Origin of the sequence: Pseudomonas fortuita, from assembly GCF_026898135.2 — a bacterium.
Classification (GTDB): Bacteria; Pseudomonadota; Gammaproteobacteria; order Pseudomonadales; family Pseudomonadaceae; genus Aquipseudomonas; species Aquipseudomonas fortuita.
Window position 1 is genome coordinate 1,290,358 of sequence record NZ_CP114035.2, and the last position, 17,950, is coordinate 1,308,307.

Sequence of the window (17,950 nt, forward strand, 5' to 3'; positions counted from 1 at the left end):
CCCATGCTTGACCGCCATTCGCTGTTCTGGAAACTGGCCATCCTGCTGGTGGGCTTCTGCCTGCTGATGATCGGCCTCAGTTACACCTGGGGCCGGCACATGGAAATCCAGAATGCCTTCCTCTCGGAGCCGGCGCGGCAGGTGTTGCGTGGCTATGCCGGCGAGGCTGAACAGGCCTGGCGCAGCGGCGGCCGGGCAGGGCTTGACCAGTGGGTGGCGACGATGCACCAGCGCGAACGGGGCTGGGTTGGCGTGCTCGATATCAACCTGAGGCCGCTCGACAGCGCCACCCTCGACCCGCAGATCATGCAGCGGCTGACGCGCCTGCGGGGTGTCGACTGGCCGATGAGCCGGCGCAGCGTCGACCAGCCGTGGGTACGTATACCGTTCCCGGGGGCGCCTGAGCAGGGCATGGTGGTGATCGAACTGCCACAGCGGTTCAATCCGGACCAGTACCGGTTGCTGTGGCGCATCGTCACCAACGGCGTCATCCCTGGCCTGTTCACCTTGCTGTTGTGCGTGGGCCTGTACCGCATGTTGATCGTGCCGCTGAATCAGCTTCGCGAGCAGGCCAATGCCTGGCGCGCCGATCAGTTATCGGCTCGCCTCGACTCGCGCACTATCGCACGCCATGACGAGCTGGGCGAACTGGCCCGCGCCTTTGACCAGATGGCCGAGCGCCTGCAGGGCACGGTGGCCATGCAGCAGCAGTTGCTGCGCGACCTGTCCCACGAAATGCGCACACCGCTGAGCCGCTTGCGGGTGGCATGCGACGGCGAAACCGACCTGCAGCGCCTGCGCGAACGCCTGACCCGCGAAGTGGACTGCATGCAGCAGTTGGTGGAGGACACCCTGCAGTTGGCCTGGCAGGACGCCGAACGTGCGCCGATGAACCTGGAGCCCATCGAAGTCCACGCGCTTTGGGAACTGCTGGCAGAGAATGCCAGCTACGAAAGCGGCTGGTCTCCCGCGCGCCTGCGCTGCGAAGTACCGGCCGACTGTTGGGTGCAGGGCAACCTCAACCACTTGGCCCAGGCACTGGAAAACATCTTGCGCAACGCCATTCGTCACTCGCCGGCCGAGGGGGTGGTGCGGCTGGGTGGTCAGCCCGAAGGCAGTTATTGGCGGCTGTGGCTGGAGGACGAGGGCGGCGGTGTGGCTGAAGAAGACCTGGAGCGGATCTTCGCCCCGTTCTCGCGGCTGGACGGTTCTCGGCCAGGGGATGGGGGGTTCGGCCTGGGCTTGAGCATCGCCCGCAGTGCCATTCAGCGCCAAGGCGGCACTTTGTGGGCGCAGAATGGCAAGCGTGGGCTGCGGCTGTGGATGAGGTTGCCGTTACATGCGCCGGCCCCTTCGCAGGTAAACCCGCTCCCACAGGGTCACCACTACTCTTGAGGCCAGTGGAGTACCTGTGGGAGCGAGTTTACCCGCGAAGAAGCCCGCACAGGTCCGCGTTATAGCTTGTAGCTATATACACCACAGATTGCGTGATATGGCCGCGAAGGGTTTGCCGGTATGATAGGCGCCCCTGCCGTCCGGATTGTGAAATACACCATGACCTTGCAGTACCCAACCATCGCCGATTGCGTCGGCAATACGCCCCTGGTTCGCCTGCAGCGCATTGCTGGTGAAACCAGCAACACCCTCCTGCTCAAGCTCGAAGGTAACAATCCTGCCGGCTCGGTGAAGGACCGCCCGGCGCTGTCGATGATCACCCGCGCCGAATTGCGTGGCCAGATCAAGCCCGGCGACACCCTGATCGAAGCCACGTCCGGCAATACCGGCATTGCCCTGGCAATGGCGGCGGCGATCAAGGGCTACAAGATGATTCTGATCATGCCCGACAACTCCACCGCCGAGCGCAAGGCCGCCATGACCGCCTACGGCGCCGAGCTGATCCTGGTGACCAAGGAGGAGGGTATGGAAGGCGCCCGCGACCTGGCCGAGAAACTGCAAGCCGAAGGCCGCGGCCTGGTCCTTGACCAGTTCGCCAACGGCGACAATCCGATTGCCCACTACAACAGCACCGGCCCTGAGATCTGGCAGCAGACACAGGGCAGCATCACCCATTTTGTCAGTTCCATGGGCACTACCGGCACCATCATGGGTTGCTCGCAATACCTCAAGGAGCAGAACCCGGCGGTGCAGATCATCGGCCTGCAACCGATGGAAGGCTCGGCTATCCCGGGCATTCGCCGCTGGCCCGAGGAATACCTGCCGAAAATCTTCGACGCCACCCGTGTCGACCGTGTGGTCGACATGTCGCAGCAGGAAGCCGAAGACACCACCCGCCGCCTTGCCCGTGAAGAGGGCATTTTCTGCGGCGTGTCCTCTGGTGGTGCGGTTGCGGCCATGCTGCGCCTCTCCCGCGAGGTGGAAAATGCCGTGATGGTTGCCATCATCTGCGACCGCGGCGACCGTTACCTGTCCACCGGCCTGTTTGATCCGAGCTAAATGTCCAAGAAAAAAAGCAACAGCGGCCTGCGCTTCCAGCCGGCCGGCGGCAACCGCACCCCCCAGGTCCCCGTGGGCAAGAAGCAGCGCCTGGACATCGAGCGCCTGGCCGGTGACGGCCGTGGCATCGCCTTCCTTGACGGGCGCACCTGGTTCGTCAGTGGTGCCCTTGCCGGTGAGGCCGTGGAGGCGCGGGTGCTCAACGCCCGTGGCAAAGTGGTCGAGGCCCGCCTGGAGCGGCTGCTGCAGGCCAGCCCCGAGCGCCGTGAGGCGCCGTGCCGCCATTATGCGCGCTGTGGTGGCTGCAACCTGCAGCACCTGCCCCATGAAGCGCAGCTGGCACTCAAGCAGCGCACCCTTGCCGAGCAACTGCAGCGGGTGGCCGGCGTGCAACCCGAGGAATGGGCCGCGCCCCTGAGCGGGCCGGAATTCGGCTACCGGCGCCGGGCCCGTGTGGCCGTGCGCTGGGACGTCAAGGCGCGTCAGCTGGAGGTGGGCTTCCGTGCCGAAGCCAGCCAGGACATTATTGCCATCGACGATTGCGCGGTGCTGGTACAGCCCTTGCAATCGATTTTGCGTCACTTGCCGACGGTGCTGCGCTCGTTGAGCAAACCGCAGGCGGTGGGCCATGTGGAACTGTTCAGCGGTACCGCCGAGGCGGTGTTGGTGCGCCACGTCGCGCCGCTGCCGGCAGACGACCTGGCAAAGCTGCAGGCGTTCTGCGAACAGGCCAATGCCCAGCTGTGGCTGCAGGGTGAAGATGAGCCGGCGCCGGTGGACCCTGCCGCACAACTGGGCTTTGCCCTGGCGCCGTGGCAGCTGGAACTGGCCTGGCGCCCTGGTGACTTCGTGCAGGTGAATGCCCAGGTCAACACGGCGATGATCGAGCAGGCCCTGGCCTGGCTGGCACCGCAAGCCGACGAGCGGGTGCTTGACCTGTTCTGCGGCTTGGGCAACTTTGCCCTGCCGCTGGCCCGCAAGGCGCGCGAGGTAGTGGCGGTAGAAGGTGTTCAGGCCATGGTCGATCGGGCCGCGGCCAATGCCCGGAACAACAATGTGCATAACGCACGGTTTTTTCAGGCCGATTTATCGCAGCCTTTGGCAGGCACCGGATGGGCCGCCGAAGGCTTTTCTGCGGTACTCTTGGATCCACCGCGCGACGGTGCGTTCGAGGTGGTGCAAGGCATCGCACGCCTCAAGGCCAAACGGCTGGTCTACGTATCGTGCAACCCGGCCACGCTGGCGCGAGACGCGCAGGTGCTGGTCGGCCAGGGGTACCGGTTAAAAAGGGCCGGGATTCTCGACATGTTTCCTCAAACGGCGCATGTCGAGGCCATGGCGTTATTCGAAGCGGGCTAGCAGAGTGGCCCCTTGGTGCGGCTTCCATGGAATGGTTGCCGTACGGTGATCTCCAGCGCTCCCGCGTGGCGCGCTGTATGGAAAGGTAAAACAAAGATGGTACAGGTGAGAGTGCACCAGCCGGTCAACACCGACGGCAGTATCAATCTCGAAGGATGGTTGGACCATGTGGTAAGCGTCGATTCGGCACTGGATCGCGCAGCGCTCAAAGAAGCCTGCGAGTTTGCCCATGAGATCGAGAAGAAGGGCAACCCGGCCAAGCATTCCTGGGCGGACGGTACGTCCAGTTTCCAGGCAGGCCTGGAAATTGCCGAAATTCTGGCAGACCTCAAGCTTGACCAGGACTCCCTGGTGGCAGCGGTCATCTACCGTTCGGTACGCGAAGGCAAAGTGACCCTGGCCGAGGTCAGCCAGCGGTTCGGGCCGGTGGTGTCCAAGCTGATCGACGGCGTGTTGCGCATGGCGGCCATCAGCGCCAGTCTCAGCCCGCGGCAGTCGTTGGTGCTGGGTTCGCAGGCGCAGGTCGAGAACCTGCGCAAGATGCTCGTGGCCATGGTCGACGATGTGCGTGTGGCACTGATCAAGCTGGCCGAGCGTACCTGTGCAATCCGTGCGGTCAAGGCCGCCGACGACGAGAAACGCCTGCGTGTCGCGCGTGAGGTGTTCGACATCTATGCGCCGCTGGCGCACCGCCTGGGTATCGGCCACATCAAGTGGGAGCTGGAAGACCTGTCTTTCCGCTACCTCGAACCCGACCAGTACAAGCAGATCGCCAAACTGCTGCACGAACGCCGGCTGGACCGCGAACGCTTCATCAGCGACGTGATGAACCAGCTGCAGAACGAGCTGCTGGCCACGGGCGTCAATGCCGACATCAGCGGCCGGGCGAAGCATATCTATTCGATCTGGCGCAAGATGCAGCGCAAAGGCCTGGAATTCAGCCAGATCTACGACGTGCGTGCAGTGCGTGTGCTGGTGCCGGAAATTCGCGACTGCTACACCGCGCTGGGTATCGTGCACACGCTGTGGCGGCACATCCCCAAAGAGTTCGACGACTACATCGCCAACCCCAAGGAAAACGGCTACCGCTCGCTGCACACCGCAGTGATCGGCCCCGAGGGCAAGGTGCTGGAGGTGCAGATCCGCACCCACGGCATGCATGAAGAGGCCGAGCTGGGGGTTTGCGCCCACTGGCGCTACAAGGGCACCGACGTCAAGCCCAGCTCCAACCATTACGAAGAGAAGATCTCCTGGCTGCGCCAGGTGCTGGAATGGCACGAAGAGCTGGGCGACATCGGTGGCCTGGTCGATCAGTTGCGGGTCGACATCGAGCCGGACCGGGTCTATGTGTTCACCCCTGACGGCCACGCCATCGACTTGCCCAAGGGCGCGACCCCGCTGGACTTCGCCTACCGTGTGCACACCGAGATCGGCCACAACTGCCGGGGTGCCAAGATCAACGGCCGTATCGTGCCGCTGAACTACAGCCTGCAGACCGGTGAGCAGGTGGAGATCATCACCAGCAAGCACGGCAACCCCAGCCGTGACTGGTTGAACTCCAACCTGGGCTACGTCACCACCTCGCGGGCGCGGGCAAAGATCGTGCACTGGTTCAAGCTGCAGGCGCGCGACCAGAACGTAGCCGCCGGCAAAACCCTGCTCGAACGCGAGCTCAGCCGCCTGGGTTTGCCGCAGGTGGACTTCGAGCGCCTGGCAGAGAAGACCAACGTCAAGACTGCCGAGGACATGTTCGCCTCGCTTGGCGCGGGCGACCTGCGCCTGGCCCACCTGGTCAACGCCGCCCAGCAATTGCTGGAGCCCGAGCGTATCGAGCAGATCGAACTGGTCCCGCGCAAACCTACCGGGCCGCGCAGCGGCAAGCGTGGCGACATCCAGATTCAGGGGGTCGGCAACCTGCTGACGCAGATGGCCGGCTGCTGCCAGCCGCTGCCGGGCGACGCCATCGTCGGTTATATCACCCAGGGCCGTGGCGTGAGTATCCACCGCCAGGATTGCGCCTCGGTGCTGCAGCTGGCGGGCAAGGAGCCGGAGCGCATGATCCAGGTGAGCTGGGGGCCGATCCCGGTGCAGACCTATCCGGTCGACATCGTTATCCGTGCCTACGACCGCCCGGGGTTGCTGCGCGACGTGTCGCAGGTGCTGCTGAACGAGAAGATCAACGTGCTGGCGGTGAACACCCGATCGAACAAGGAAGACAACACTGCGTTGATGTCGCTGACCATCGAGATTCCAGGCCTGGATGCGCTGGGGCGCCTGCTGGGGCGGATTTCGCAGTTGCCGAACATCATCGAGACGCGGCGTAATAGAACCCCTTGAGATTGCGTGGCTTCTTCGCGGGCAAGCCCGCGAAGAAGCCACTGCCGAAGGACTTGTCTAGATGACCTACACCCTCGAAGACCTGCTGCACCTCATGGCCCGCCTGCGCGACCCGCAATATGGCTGCCCGTGGGATCTTCAGCAGAACTACGCGAGTATCGTTGCGCACACCATCGAAGAAGCCTACGAAGTCGCCGACACCATCGAGCGCGGCGATTTCGAGCACCTGCAGGGTGAGCTGGGCGACTTGCTGTTCCAGGTGGTCTACTACAGCCAACTGGCCCGGGAAGAGGGCCGTTTCGAGTTCGATGGCGTGGTCGACAGCATCACCCGCAAGCTGATCCGCCGCCACCCACATGTATTCCCTACCGGCGAGCTGTATGCGCCGCTGGATACGCCCAGCCTGAACGAGGCCCAGGTCAAGTCACGCTGGGAAGAGATCAAGGCCCAGGAGCGGGCCGAGAAAAGCACACCCGAGCAACTGTCGTTGCTCGACGATGTACCGTCAGCCTTGCCGGCCCTGTCGCGGGCAGCCAAACTGCAAAAGCGTGCGGCCACGGTCGGTTTCGACTGGCCTGCTGCATTGCCGGTGCTGGACAAGGTGCGCGAAGAGCTGGATGAAGTGCTTCAGGCCATGGCCGACGGTGATGCCGATGCGCTTGAAGACGAGGTGGGCGACCTGCTGTTCGCCGCCGTCAACCTGGCCCGCCACCTCAAGCAAGACCCGGAAAACGCCCTGCGCCGCGCCAACCGCAAGTTCGAGCGACGTTTCCGTTTTATCGAACAGGCGTTGCGCGACAGTGGCCGCCCCATTGAAGATTGTGACCTTGACGAACTGGACGCCCTTTGGGGTGAAGCCAAGCGTCAGGAAAAGAACCTGCCCAGCTGCGGCTGAGCTGTTGCATAAGTGAGTGAACATTCATGAGCCTTTCCCTTCGCGACCAATTGCTCAAAGCCGGTCTGGTCAACCAGAAACAGGTCTCGCAGACCAACAAAGCTGAAAAGAAACAGAAGCGCATGGAGCACAAAGGCCAGGTCGAAGTCGACGACAGCCAACAGCGCATTGCCAAGGAAGCCATGGCCGAAAAGGTCAAGCGCGACCAGGAGCTGAATCGCCAGCAGCAGGAAAAGGCTGAGCAAAAGGCCCGTGCCGCGCAGGTCAAGCAATTGATCGAAGCCACGCGCCTGCCCAAGCTGAACACCGAGGACTACTACAACTTTGTCGACGACAAGAAGGTCAAGCGCATTGCTGTCAATGCCCTGATGCGGACCAAGTTGAGTAACGGCGCACTGGCGGTCGTGGCCCATGCCGGCGGCTACGAGGTCATTCCTCGTGAGGCGGCGGTCAAGATCCAGGAGCGCGACCCCAACCGCATTCTGCTGCTCAACACCCATGTCGAGGAAGCGGACGAGGATGACCCGTACGCGGCCTACAAGATCCCGGACGATCTGATGTGGTAAAAACCAAAAACCCCGCCTTGGCGGGGTTTTTTATTTGAAGAGGGCTACTGCGTGGTGCGCTGGCTTTCCAGGTCTTCCAGCTCTGCGCGGTACTGGTGTGCTTCGTGTTCATTGTGGAACATGCCCACCAGTTGGCCTTGTTGGTGCACATCCCAGATCCGCACGCCAGCGGCCAGGCCTTCGTGGGACATTTTCGATTCGTCGCGTTCGGTTACTTGGACTGTCATCGGTAAACTCCACTTCTTCAGTTGGCTGCGACAGTGTGTCGCACACCCTCTTTATAGAGTTTGTTAGCAGGCTAAGTAAATAAAACGGGCATGAAACAAATTTCATGAAGCGATGGCGGTGCAGGGCAGGCACAAAAAGCCCCGCACTGAGCGGGGCTTCGGATGCTGCTGGCAGTGCGGGGTCAGTTGCCCTTCACCGGCTTGCCATCGACCATGCCATCCTGCAGCACGATCACATACTCCTTGCCATCAGTCTCGACCTGGCGCAGTTGCACCAGCAGGTAGTCCCAACTCTTGGCGAACCACAGCTCGGTGATGCGTTTACTCTGGCTTGGGTCGCGCACGCGCTCGACCTTCACGGCATCGACCTGGCCGGTCTTGGTGGTGACCTTTTCGGTACCCAGTACACGGAAGTCGTAGGTGTCGATCTCGTCACCGTCGACCACCTGGTAGGTCATGCTCTTCTTGCCGGCCGCCACGTCATGCTGCAGCGCCAGCTGGTAGGACGACTTGTCCAGCACGCCGCGGATCAGTGGCAGGTTGATGGCATCGCCACGGTCGCTGCCGGTGACCTTCTTGCCGGTCCAGTCGAAGTTCAGGTCGACCTTCTTGGCTTTGCCCAGGCCGCCGCGCTCGAAATGGTACTTCTGCGGCAGCAGGGTGTCGTTTTCCAGGCGCAGGGTGCTTTGCTCGGTCAGGCTGGCGATCATCATGGAAGCCTTGAAGTTAAGGTCCCAGGTACCGTTGGCATTCTTGACCAGGCTGCGCTCGGCGGTGCCACTCATAGGCAGCTGCTTCCAGTCGGCGGTGTAGCTGGCCGAGAAAGGCTTGAGGTCAGCTGCCTGGAGGGGCAGGGCAAGCACGGCAAGAGCCAAGAGCAGGGCGCGACGCATAAATTCTCCTAGGATCGAATCAAGTGGCCGCTGGCCGCCAGCGGCTGGCCATCCAGTAATGCACCCTGTTCGCCAAGGCGCAAGCGCCCTTCAGCGAACCAGCGCACTGCCAGCGGATAGATCAGGTGTTCCTGATGGTGTACCCGCTGGGCCAGGCTTTCGACGGTGTCGTCAGACGCAACCGGTACCACAGCCTGTACGACCAGTGGGCCGCCATCGAGTTCCTCCGTCACGAAGTGTACGCTGCAGCCATGTTCGGCGTCGCCTGCCTCAAGCGCCCGGCGATGGGTATGCAGGCCCTTGTATTTGGGCAGCAACGACGGGTGAATGTTGAGCAGGCGGCCTTGATAGTGGCGCACAAAGCCGCCACTGAGGATGCGCATGAAACCGGCCAGCACCACCAGGTCGGGAGCGAAGCCGTCGATGCGCGCCATCAGCGCGGCATCGAAGGCCTCACGGCCGTCGAACTGGGTGTGGTCGAGCACGACGGTGTCGATGCCGGCCGCCGCTGCGCGTTGCAGGCCGTAGGCATCGGCGCGGTTGGAAACCACCGCACGGATGCGCACCGGGCTGTTTTGGCCTTGGCAGCTGTCAATCAGGGCTTGCAGGTTGCTGCCGGAGCCCGACAGCAACACCACTACATTGCAGGTCTTGCTTGGCATCAGTGTGCCTTGAGGTTTTGCAGCTCGACCTGGGCGGCGCCTTCGGCGGCTTCGGCGATGTGGCCGATCACCCATGGCTGCTCACCGGCGGCGCGCAGTTCGTTCAGGGCAGCTTCGACCTGATCCTGGGCTACGCAAATGACCATGCCCACGCCGCAGTTCAGCACACGGTGCATCTCATGCTCGTCGACGTTGCCTTTTTCCTGCAGGAAGTCGAACACCACCGGGCGCTGCCAGCTGGCTACGTCAACCACGGCCTGTGCGTTTTTCGGCAGTACGCGCGGGATGTTGTCCAGCAGGCCGCCACCGGTGATGTGGGCCATGGCCTTCACGGCACCGGTGTTCTTGATCAGCTGCAGCAGCGGCTTGACGTAGATGCGGGTAGGCGCCATCAGCAGGTCGGTCAGCGGTTTGCCGTCCAGCTGGGTGTTCTCGATGTCGGTGGCGGACACTTCGAGGATCTTGCGGATCAGCGAATAGCCGTTGGAGTGCGGGCCCGAAGACGGCAGGGCGATCAGCGCGTCGCCAGTGGCAACCTTGGAGCCGTCGATGATCTCAGCCTTTTCCACCACGCCGACGCAGAAGCCGGCCAGGTCGTAGTCTTCGCCTTCGTACATACCAGGCATTTCGGCGGTTTCACCACCCACCAGCGAGCAACCAGCCAGTTCGCAACCGGCGCCAATGCCGGTAACCACGGTGGCGGCCACGTCAACATTCAGTTTGCCGGTGGCGTAGTAGTCGAGGAAGAACAGCGGCTCGGCACCGCACACCACCAGGTCGTTGACGCACATGGCGACCAGGTCCTGGCCGATGCTGTCGTGCTTGTTCAGGTTCAGCGCCAGGCGCAGCTTGGTGCCGACGCCGTCGGTGCCGGAGACCAGTACTGGCTGCTTATAGCCGGCCGGGATCTCGCAGAGGGCGCCGAAGCCGCCCAGGCCACCCATGACTTCAGGGCGTGCGGTGCGTTTTGCCACGCCCTTGATGCGTTCGACCAGTGCTTCGCCGGCGTCGATGTCTACACCGGCGTCCTTGTAGCTCAGGGAGGGTTGCTTGCTCATTGATCCAGGCCTTTAGGAGGGAGGGATTCTTAAAAACGACCATGACGGCCAAGACCGGCGGGTAAGCGGCGGCTGCCTGAAACGTCAGTGGTCTGTGAAGGCGCGCGATTTTATCAGGGTTGCCGGGCAGCGGCCATCCTCAGGCCGACGGGCAGGGCATGAAAATGGCTATCTTGCCGGACAAACAGGGCGGTTGAGCGCTCAGGCACAAGCGACATTGGCCCGAAACAGATCCAGGCGCGAACTTCGCTTGCGATGCGCCGAGCGGGCGGCGCTCGCTCGCCCAGGCACTGAACCTGTTGTGGCGAACACCTGTCCGACCCGGCGCACGCTCCCGACAACACCCCGCAACCAATCTTTCACCCTCTCACGACTGGTTACCTTGCGCCCCCGTGTATAAGGTATAGACATTGCGGTAACTGGACAGGAATCCTCCATGCGTTTGTTCAATATTCTGGCAACCGGTTGCCTGGCCCTGATCTCGGCCACTGCCTTGGCTGAAAATGTTTCCGGCCTTTATCAGGTGCGCGAGCCGGTCACCGGGCAGGGCGCCGAAGCCCGTACCGCTGCCACCGCCAAAGCCCTCGACACGCTGGTGCTGCGCCTGACCGGCGACCCAAAGGCAGCGCAGAGCCCGGCGTTGGCCGGCCTGCGCAAGGATCCGCAGCAAATCATCAACCAGGTCGGCAGCGAAGCCGGCCCGCCCGAGTCTGTGCTGGTCGAGTTCGACCCGGGTAGTACCGAGCGCGCCCTGCGCAAGGCCGGCCTCGCGCTGTGGGGTAGCAATCGGCCATCGATTCTCGGCTGGTGGCTGAATGACAGCGTCGAAGGCAGTAGCCTGGTCGGTGATGGTCAGGCCAGCGCCCAGCCTTTGCGTCGTGCCGCCCAGCACCGTGGTCTGCCGCTGCGCCTGCCACTGGCCGACCTGCAGGAGCAACTGGTGGCCAATGCCAAGCAGATCGAAGGCAGCGACCCGGCCCCACTGCGCGAGGCCTCTGAACGCTACGGCGCCGACGCCTTGCTGGCGGTACATGCCCAGGAAGCCGACGGAAAGTGGCAGGGCAAGTGGCAGTTGTGGCTTGGCTACCAGCGTGAGCAGGGCACGGCCGAGGGGGCCGACCCGGCAGCCCTGGCCGATGCGGTGATGTTGGCGGTAAGCAGCCGTCTGGCGCCACGTTATGTCGCCCGTCCGGGCGCCAGCAGCCAGATGCAGGTGCAAGTGCAGGGGATGAGCCTGCAGCGTTATGCCGAGCTTGCCCGTGTGCTTGAGCCTTACGGCCCGCGCCTGCAGATGGCCGAGGGCACCACCCTGACCTATGGCGTGACCGGCAACCGCGAGCAATTGCGTGCCCAGCTTGGCCTGGCCAAGTTGCAGGAACTGCCTGCCGACCAGGCGCCCGCAATGCCCCCCGCACCAGCCCCGTCTGCGAGTGCAACGGGTGAGCAACCCGCGCCGGCCACACCTGCGCCCAAGCCGTTCGACGGCCTGCGTTTTCGCTGGTAAGAGGAGCATACCGTGACCGATGTTCGTCGCTGGATCTGGCTGGGTGTTGCTCTGCTGATCGCTGTGCTGCTTTATAGCTTGCACAATATCCTTACGCCGTTCCTGGTAGGCATCCTGCTGGCCTACCTGGCCGACCCGCTGGTTGACCGCCTCGAGCGCCTGGGCCTGTCGCGCACCTGGGGCGTTGTGGTGGTGTTCAGCCTGTTCACCCTGTTGATGCTCGCCCTGTTGTTGGTGCTGGTGCCGATGCTTGCCAAGCAGCTGGTGCGCCTGTACGAACTGGCGCCGCAGATGCTCGATTGGCTCGAACAGGTGGCGCTGCCTTGGGTGCAGGGTCGCCTGGGCCTGGCCGATGGTTTCTGGAAGTTCGACAAGATCAAGGCCGCCATCGGCGCGCACATGGGGCAGACCACCGATATCGTTGGCATGCTGTTGTCTCAGGCCACTGCCTCGAGCCTGGCATTGATGGCCTGGCTGGCGAACATGGTGCTGATCCCTGTGGTGGGTTTTTATCTGCTGCGCGATTGGGACCTGATGATGGGCAAGCTGCGCGGCCTGCTACCGCGCCAGCGTGAACCGCAAGTAGTGGGCCTGGCTGGCGAATGCCATGAAGTGCTGGGGGCATTCGTGCGCGGGCAACTCATGGTGATGGTGGCTTTGGGCATCATCTATTCAGCCGGGCTCATGCTGGTGGGGCTTGAACTCGGCCTGCTGATCGGCATGCTTGCGGGCCTTGCGGCCATCGTGCCTTACATGGGCTTCATCATCGGCATTGGTGCCGCGCTGGTGGCCGGCCTGTTCCAGTTTGGCGGTGACCTGTACCCGATGCTGGGTATCGTTGCGGTGTTCATGGTCGGGCAGGCGCTGGAAGGCATGGTGCTGACCCCGCTGCTGGTAGGCGATCGTATCGGGCTGCACCCGGTGGCGGTGATCTTTGCCATTCTTGCCGGTGGTGAGCTGTTCGGCTTTACCGGGGTGCTGCTGGCCCTGCCGGTGGCGGCGGTGATCATGGTGCTGCTGCGCCATGCCCATGACCTGTACAAAGAATCGGACATGTACGCCGGGGACATTGACCCGGAGCTGTGAGGGACAGGTCTGTGCCAAACCTGTGGGAGCGGGCATGCCCGCCAAGCATGTAACAAGGTGCATGGCACCGGCTTTGCCGGTGTTCGCGCACGCGCCCGCTCCCACAGGGATCGATGTCAGCGGCAAAATAGCGCAACTTGTTGATTTTGCTTGTGCTATCCATTGCCGTGATTGTGCGCCCCGCGTTGCGGGTATAGACTTTGCAGATTGTTCACCAAAGGCCCCCTGCGGTCCTGCCGACCGCCCGCGAGCATGAAACCACCGATCCAGTTGCCCCTGGGTGTGCGCCTGCGCGATGACGCCACCTTCATCAACTACTATCCGGGCGCCAATGCTGCGGCATTGGGTTACGTCGAGCGGCTATGCGAAGCCGACGCCGGCTGGACCGAGAGCCTTATCTATCTGTGGGGCAAGCAGGGTGTTGGCCGTAGCCACCTGTTGCAGGCCGCCACCCACCGTTTCCAGCAACGCGGCGAGCCCGCTGTCTACCTGCCATTGGCGCAACTGCTCGATCGGGGTGTGGAGGTGCTCGACTACCTGGCCCAGTACGAGCTCGTGTGCATCGACGACCTGCATGTGATCGCCGGCAAGGCAGACTGGGAAGAGGCCATGTTCCACCTGTTCAACCGCCTGCGCGACAGTGGCCGTCGCCTGTTGCTGGCCGCCTCGGCATCGCCACGGGAGCTGCCGATCAAGCTGCCGGACCTAAAGTCGCGGCTGACCCTGGCGCTGGTGTTTCAGATGCGTGGCTTGTCCGATGAAGACAAGCTGCGTGCCCTGCAGTTGCGTGCTTCGCGCCGCGGCCTGCACCTTACCGACGAAGTCGGCCACTTCATTCTCACCCGCGGTGCGCGCAGCATGAGTGCGCTATTCGACCTGCTCGAACGCCTCGACCAGGCCTCGCTGCAGGCACAACGCAAGCTGACCATCCCGTTTCTCAAGGAAACCCTGGGCTGGTAATCCCCTGAAAACGCTGGGCCAGAGCGGCAAAACAGAAAAGTCACATCTTTTTCGATAAAATTTGCAAATGGCCATGATAGAGGGCATAGTTTCCCCCTCTAAAGGATTACAGACACGGTCGTGCCCATGCTAAAGCGCTTCGCACCCCTCGTGCCACTCGCACTCGTGACCCTGCTTTTTGGCTGCGCGGCCCAAGGCCCAGCTTCTCATTCAGCGCTGCAGCCCCAGGATCACACCCCGATCGCCGCACAATCGGCAATCAAGGCCAAGGCCTCGCCTTCGTCGGTATTCGGCGAACCGGAAGAGCTGGCCACTGAAGATGACCTGGAGGCTTTCTCCAGCAACAGCAAGCCTTACCAGTTGCCGGTACTGGCGGACAGCATTCTCGAGCGCGGCATGTCGTTGATCGGCACCCGCTACCGCTTCGGTGGTACCTCGGAAAAGTCCGGTTTCGACTGCAGCGGTTTCATCGGCTATCTGTTCCGCGAAGAAGCGGGCATGACCCTGCCGCGTTCCACGCGTGAAATGATCAACGTCGATGCCCCGAAAGTGGCCCGCAACAAGCTCAAGCCAGGTGACCTGCTGTTCTTCAGCACCAACGGCCGCGGTCGTGTGAGCCATGCCGGGATCTACCTGGGTGACAACCAGTTCATCCACTCCAGCAGCCGCCGCAGCGGTGGCGTTCGCATCGACAGCCTCGGTGACCGCTACTGGAGCAAGACCTTCATTGAAGCCAAGCGTGCCTTGGCCATGGCGCCGACCAACATCGCGCGCAACTGATAGCAAAATGATATATCCTGCTGCGGCGGCGATGCTTTGAAAAAAGCTCGCCGCCGTGCGCATTTACAGAAAGCGTCTAATCTAAATTCTCAACTCTTTTCGGCTGCAGCGCAGCGGTCTCAGACAGGATGTTCTGGCCATGATAAAGATGGCGCGCTTTGCATTTCTCTCCCTGGCAGCATTGCTTGCTGCCTGCTCCAGCCGTGCGCCTGCGCCGGCCCCTGTGGTTACGCCGCAGGTTACTTACAGCCAGCCAAGCCCTTCGCCGATTGCCGATGACGTATTGATCCGCGCCATTGGCCTGGTGGGCACGCCCTATCGCTGGGGCGGCAACACCCCGGACTCCGGCTTCGACTGCAGTGGTTTGATCAAATACGTCTACCGTGACGCGGCCGGTATCAGCTTGCCGCGTTCAACGCGGGAGATGATCGTCATGCGTGCACCTACGGTGGATGCCAAGGCACTGCAATCCGGCGACCTGGTGTTCTTTGCCACCAGTGGCGGTTCGCAAGTCAGTCATGCTGGCATTTATGTAGGGGAAGGGCGTTTTGTGCATGCGCCTTCCACGGGTGGCACGGTGCGCCTGGACTATCTGTCCAACAGCTATTGGGCCAAGGCTTACCTTCAAGCCAAGCGTGTGATTCCGCAAGGGCATCTGGCGCAGAACCCCTGATGATCAACGCCTGTAGCAGCGGCCCCGTTCAACGGGGCTGATACAGGCCGCCCGGTTTCAAGGTGCTTTGCTCACCCGCCAGATCACATTGCCGACATCGTCGGCCACCAATACACCGCGTTGCCCATCGTTGATCACGCCCACCGGACGCCCCATCGCCTTGCCCTCTTGGTCGAGAAACCCCGTGAGCAGGTCGATGGGGCGGCCGGCAGGTTTGCCTGAGCGGTCGAAAGGTACGAACAGCACTTTGTAGCCGCTGTGTGGTTTACGGTTCCACGACCCGTGCTGGCCGACCAATGCCCCCTGATCGAAAGGCGGCGGCAGTACACCAGGCTCGGTGAATGCCAGCCCCAGGGATGCGGTATGCGGGCCGACCGCATAGTCTGGCGCCAGGGCCTGGGCCACCTTTTGCGGGGCCTGTGGATGTACCCGGTGATCTACATGCTGCCCGTAGTAGCTGTATGGCCAGCCATAGAAGCCGCCGTCTTTTACCGAGGTGATGTAATCAGGCACCAGGTCGCTGCCGATTTCGTCACGTTCATTGACTGCTGTCCACAAGACGTTGCTGTGTGGCTCCCAGGCCAGGCCGTTGGGGTTGCGCAGGCCGGTGGCGAACAGCCGGTGCTTGCCGCTTGCGGGGTCCACTTCCCAGATAGCGGCGCGGCCTTGCTCCTTCTGCATACCGTTTTCCCCGATGTTGCTGTTCGAGCCAACCGTCACATAAAGCTTCTTGCCATCGGGGCTTGCGATCACATTCTTGGTCCAGTGATGGTTCAGCGGCCCGCCGGGCAGCGCGGTCACCGGGTGGCCTTTATCGGTTATCTGCATGGCGCCCGGTTCATAGTGAAAGCGCAGCAGCCTGTCGGTGTCGGCCACGTACAAGTCCTTGCCCACCAGGGTCATGCCGAAGGGTGAGTTGAGCCCTTCGATGAAAGGGGTGCGAGTTTCTGCCACCCCGTCATGGTCGGCATCGCGCAGCAGGGTTATACGGTTGGCGCTGGGTACGGTCGCGCCGGCGCGTTTCATCGCCTTGTCCATGGCCCAGCCGCGAATGCCCTTGCCATCTTCGGGCTTGGGTGGCGCGTTGGTCTCTGCCACCAGTACATCGCCGTTGGGCAGCAAGTAGAGCCAGCGCGGGTGGTCGAGGCCGCTGGCGAAGGCTTTGACCTGGGTGCCTGGTGCCGGGGTCGGCTTGCTGCCCTTTGGCCAGCCCACTGCAGGGGCGATATTTACGGTGGGGATCAGTGTTGTGACGGGGGTGGGGAGGCGGGGGTTTGGCCCGCTGCCGTCGTTTACGCTCAACAGGGCTGTTTCGCCGCAGCCTGCCAGGCTGGCTGCGATTAACCAAGGCATCAGGCATTTCATGTGCGGCGTCCTCTAAAGAAGCCTGTTGAATTGAGAGGCCGGCTGGGTTCGGCAGGTTCCCCTTGGTTTGCTTGCTCTTGCTCTTGCTCTTGCTCTTGCTTTTGCTTTGGCTTCTAAGCGCGCGGTAGCTCAGGCAACGCAGATTGCGACTTCAGGAGGCCGAGCGCAGGGCTTGCGGAGGGAGGTGACGGGCATGGATGCCCGTCAAGCGCTGGGCCCCAGGATGGGGCCTGCAGCGCGGTCCTCCCGGGAGCAAGCCCGGAGCGAGGGGACCCCGGAGCGCAGCGTAGGGGCCGGATGATGGGAGCCAGCGTTTTTTGGTTACTTTTTGTCGCGTTTGACAAAAAGTGACCCGCCGTAAGGGCGGAAAGGTGATTTGGCGCCACCTTTGAAAATGAATGTTGACTCATTGTTGATGCTCACACCTGAACGCGAACAGCGAACAGCGAACAGCGAACAGCAAGACCGAACAGCGAAACAGTGCTGGTTTTTAGCTCGCGCATAGGCCATTTGCGATAGCGACACTAACTCACCTTTTCGCCCTTACGGCGAGTCACTTTTTGTCAGACGCGACAAAAAGTAACCAAAAAACGCTGCGCTCCCATCATCCGGCCCCTACGCTGCGCTCCGGGGTTCCCTCACTCCGGCCTCGCTCCCGGGAGGACCGCGCTGCAGGCCCCATCCTGGGGCCCAGCGCTTGACGGGCATCCATGCCCGTCACCTCCCTCCGCAAGGCCTGCGTTCGGCCTCCTGAAGTCGCGAAGATCAAGATCAAGATCAAGATCAAGAGCAAGAGCAAGAGCAAGAGCAAGAGCAAGAGCAAGATCAAGATCAAGATCAAAAGCTTACGTTGCTGCAGCAACCACTTCGATTGACGCTCCCGGTGCAACCCTCTAACCTTCGCGGCGTGTTTCAGGTGCCCTGCCAGCCCCGACTGGGCAGGGTGAAACTGGGAAGCCGGTGGGCGCCAGCATGGCGCGATTCCGGCGCTGCCCCCGCAACGGTAGGTGAGTAGAAGGCCGCGCAGGGCCACTGGATGCCAGCATCCGGGAAGGCGCGCAGGTTTGGGCCAAGGCCCGCTCACAAGCCCGGAGACCGGCCTGAAACTGTCAACGGCATCACGGAGGGTGA

General features: G+C 62.6%; 17 protein-coding genes and 1 riboswitch. Of the genes, 12 read left to right on the forward strand and 5 right to left on the reverse strand.

Features of this window, described 5'->3' with window-relative positions:
* Window positions 1–3: 3 nt before the first annotated feature.
* From OZ911_RS05885 to OZ911_RS05910, 6 genes are all read left to right on the forward strand, one after another.
* On the forward strand, window positions 4–1,395 hold the full coding sequence (locus OZ911_RS05885) for a sensor histidine kinase (RefSeq protein WP_070086846.1): 1,392 nt from the start codon (window positions 4–6) through the stop codon (window positions 1,393–1,395).
* A 159-nt stretch (window positions 1,396–1,554) separates the two neighbouring features.
* Window positions 1,555–2,454 (forward strand): cysteine synthase CysM, encoded by a 900-nt coding sequence (cysM, locus tag OZ911_RS05890; protein WP_024717686.1) that lies wholly within the window; start codon window positions 1,555–1,557, stop codon window positions 2,452–2,454.
* Window positions 2,455–3,813 (forward strand): 23S rRNA (uracil(1939)-C(5))-methyltransferase RlmD, encoded by a 1,359-nt coding sequence (gene rlmD, locus OZ911_RS05895; RefSeq protein ID WP_016485260.1) that lies wholly within the window; start codon window positions 2,455–2,457, stop codon window positions 3,811–3,813.
* A 96-nt stretch (window positions 3,814–3,909) separates the two neighbouring features.
* Complete coding sequence (relA, locus tag OZ911_RS05900) at window positions 3,910–6,150, forward strand: GTP diphosphokinase (protein ID WP_016485261.1); 2,241 nt, start codon at window positions 3,910–3,912, stop codon at window positions 6,148–6,150.
* Between the two features lie 61 nt (window positions 6,151–6,211).
* Window positions 6,212–7,045, forward strand: a complete 834-nt coding sequence (gene mazG / locus OZ911_RS05905) for a nucleoside triphosphate pyrophosphohydrolase (RefSeq protein ID WP_016485262.1) — start codon at window positions 6,212–6,214, stop codon at window positions 7,043–7,045.
* 26 nt (window positions 7,046–7,071) lie between these two features.
* Window positions 7,072–7,611 carry a DUF2058 domain-containing protein gene (locus OZ911_RS05910; protein WP_016485263.1) on the forward strand — a complete coding sequence of 180 codons (540 nt, stop codon included), beginning with the start codon at window positions 7,072–7,074 and terminating at the stop codon, window positions 7,609–7,611.
* A 44-nt stretch (window positions 7,612–7,655) separates the two neighbouring features.
* Here OZ911_RS05910 and OZ911_RS05915 read toward each other — a convergent pair whose 3' ends face one another.
* From OZ911_RS05915 to purM, 4 genes are all read right to left on the reverse strand, one after another.
* Window positions 7,656–7,838, reverse strand: coding sequence for a hypothetical protein (locus OZ911_RS05915; RefSeq protein ID WP_016485264.1), 183 nt, complete (start codon window positions 7,836–7,838; stop codon window positions 7,656–7,658).
* Window positions 7,839–8,020: 182 nt separating this feature from the next.
* Window positions 8,021–8,731: a DUF3108 domain-containing protein gene (locus tag OZ911_RS05920; RefSeq protein ID WP_023049218.1), complete on the reverse strand. Its 711-nt coding sequence runs from the start codon at window positions 8,729–8,731 to the stop codon at window positions 8,021–8,023.
* 8 nt (window positions 8,732–8,739) lie between these two features.
* Entirely contained in the window at window positions 8,740–9,393 is a 654-nt protein-coding gene (gene purN, locus OZ911_RS05925) for a phosphoribosylglycinamide formyltransferase (protein WP_070086963.1), read from the reverse strand.
* Window positions 9,393–10,451, reverse strand: coding sequence for a phosphoribosylformylglycinamidine cyclo-ligase (gene purM, locus OZ911_RS05930; protein ID WP_016485267.1), 1,059 nt, complete (start codon window positions 10,449–10,451; stop codon window positions 9,393–9,395). The genes purN and purM overlap by 1 nt, the downstream gene beginning before the upstream one ends.
* A gap of 436 nt (window positions 10,452–10,887) precedes the next feature.
* Between purM and OZ911_RS05935 the strand changes: the two genes are divergently transcribed.
* The 5 genes from OZ911_RS05935 (at window position 10,888) to OZ911_RS05955 (ending at window position 15,454) form a co-directional block, all read left to right on the forward strand.
* Window positions 10,888–11,955: a DUF2066 domain-containing protein gene (locus OZ911_RS05935; protein ID WP_070086964.1), complete on the forward strand. Its 1,068-nt coding sequence runs from the start codon at window positions 10,888–10,890 to the stop codon at window positions 11,953–11,955.
* Window positions 11,956–11,967: 12 nt separating this feature from the next.
* Window positions 11,968–13,041 (forward strand): AI-2E family transporter, encoded by a 1,074-nt coding sequence (locus tag OZ911_RS05940; RefSeq protein WP_016485269.1) that lies wholly within the window; start codon window positions 11,968–11,970, stop codon window positions 13,039–13,041.
* Between the two features lie 252 nt (window positions 13,042–13,293).
* Entirely contained in the window at window positions 13,294–14,001 is a 708-nt protein-coding gene (gene hda, locus OZ911_RS05945) for a DnaA regulatory inactivator Hda (protein WP_016485270.1), read from the forward strand.
* A 126-nt stretch (window positions 14,002–14,127) separates the two neighbouring features.
* The gene (locus tag OZ911_RS05950; RefSeq protein ID WP_016485271.1) at window positions 14,128–14,781 is read left to right on the forward strand and encodes a C40 family peptidase; all 654 of its coding nucleotides are present in this window, start codon (window positions 14,128–14,130) and stop codon (window positions 14,779–14,781) included.
* A 139-nt stretch (window positions 14,782–14,920) separates the two neighbouring features.
* Window positions 14,921–15,454 carry a C40 family peptidase gene (locus tag OZ911_RS05955; protein WP_016485272.1) on the forward strand — a complete coding sequence of 178 codons (534 nt, stop codon included), beginning with the start codon at window positions 14,921–14,923 and terminating at the stop codon, window positions 15,452–15,454.
* Window positions 15,455–15,511: 57 nt separating this feature from the next.
* Here OZ911_RS05955 and OZ911_RS05960 read toward each other — a convergent pair whose 3' ends face one another.
* Complete coding sequence (locus tag OZ911_RS05960; protein WP_023049025.1) at window positions 15,512–16,819, reverse strand: PQQ-dependent sugar dehydrogenase; 1,308 nt, start codon at window positions 16,817–16,819, stop codon at window positions 15,512–15,514.
* Window positions 16,820–17,529: 710 nt separating this feature from the next.
* On the opposite strand from OZ911_RS05960, the gene OZ911_RS05965 reads away from it, so the two are divergent.
* Entirely contained in the window at window positions 17,530–17,694 is a 165-nt protein-coding gene (locus OZ911_RS05965) for a hypothetical protein (RefSeq protein WP_023049303.1), read from the forward strand.
* Between the two features lie 22 nt (window positions 17,695–17,716).
* Window positions 17,717–17,937, forward strand: a riboswitch (cobalamin riboswitch).
* The last annotated feature ends 13 nt before the right edge of the window (window positions 17,938–17,950 follow it).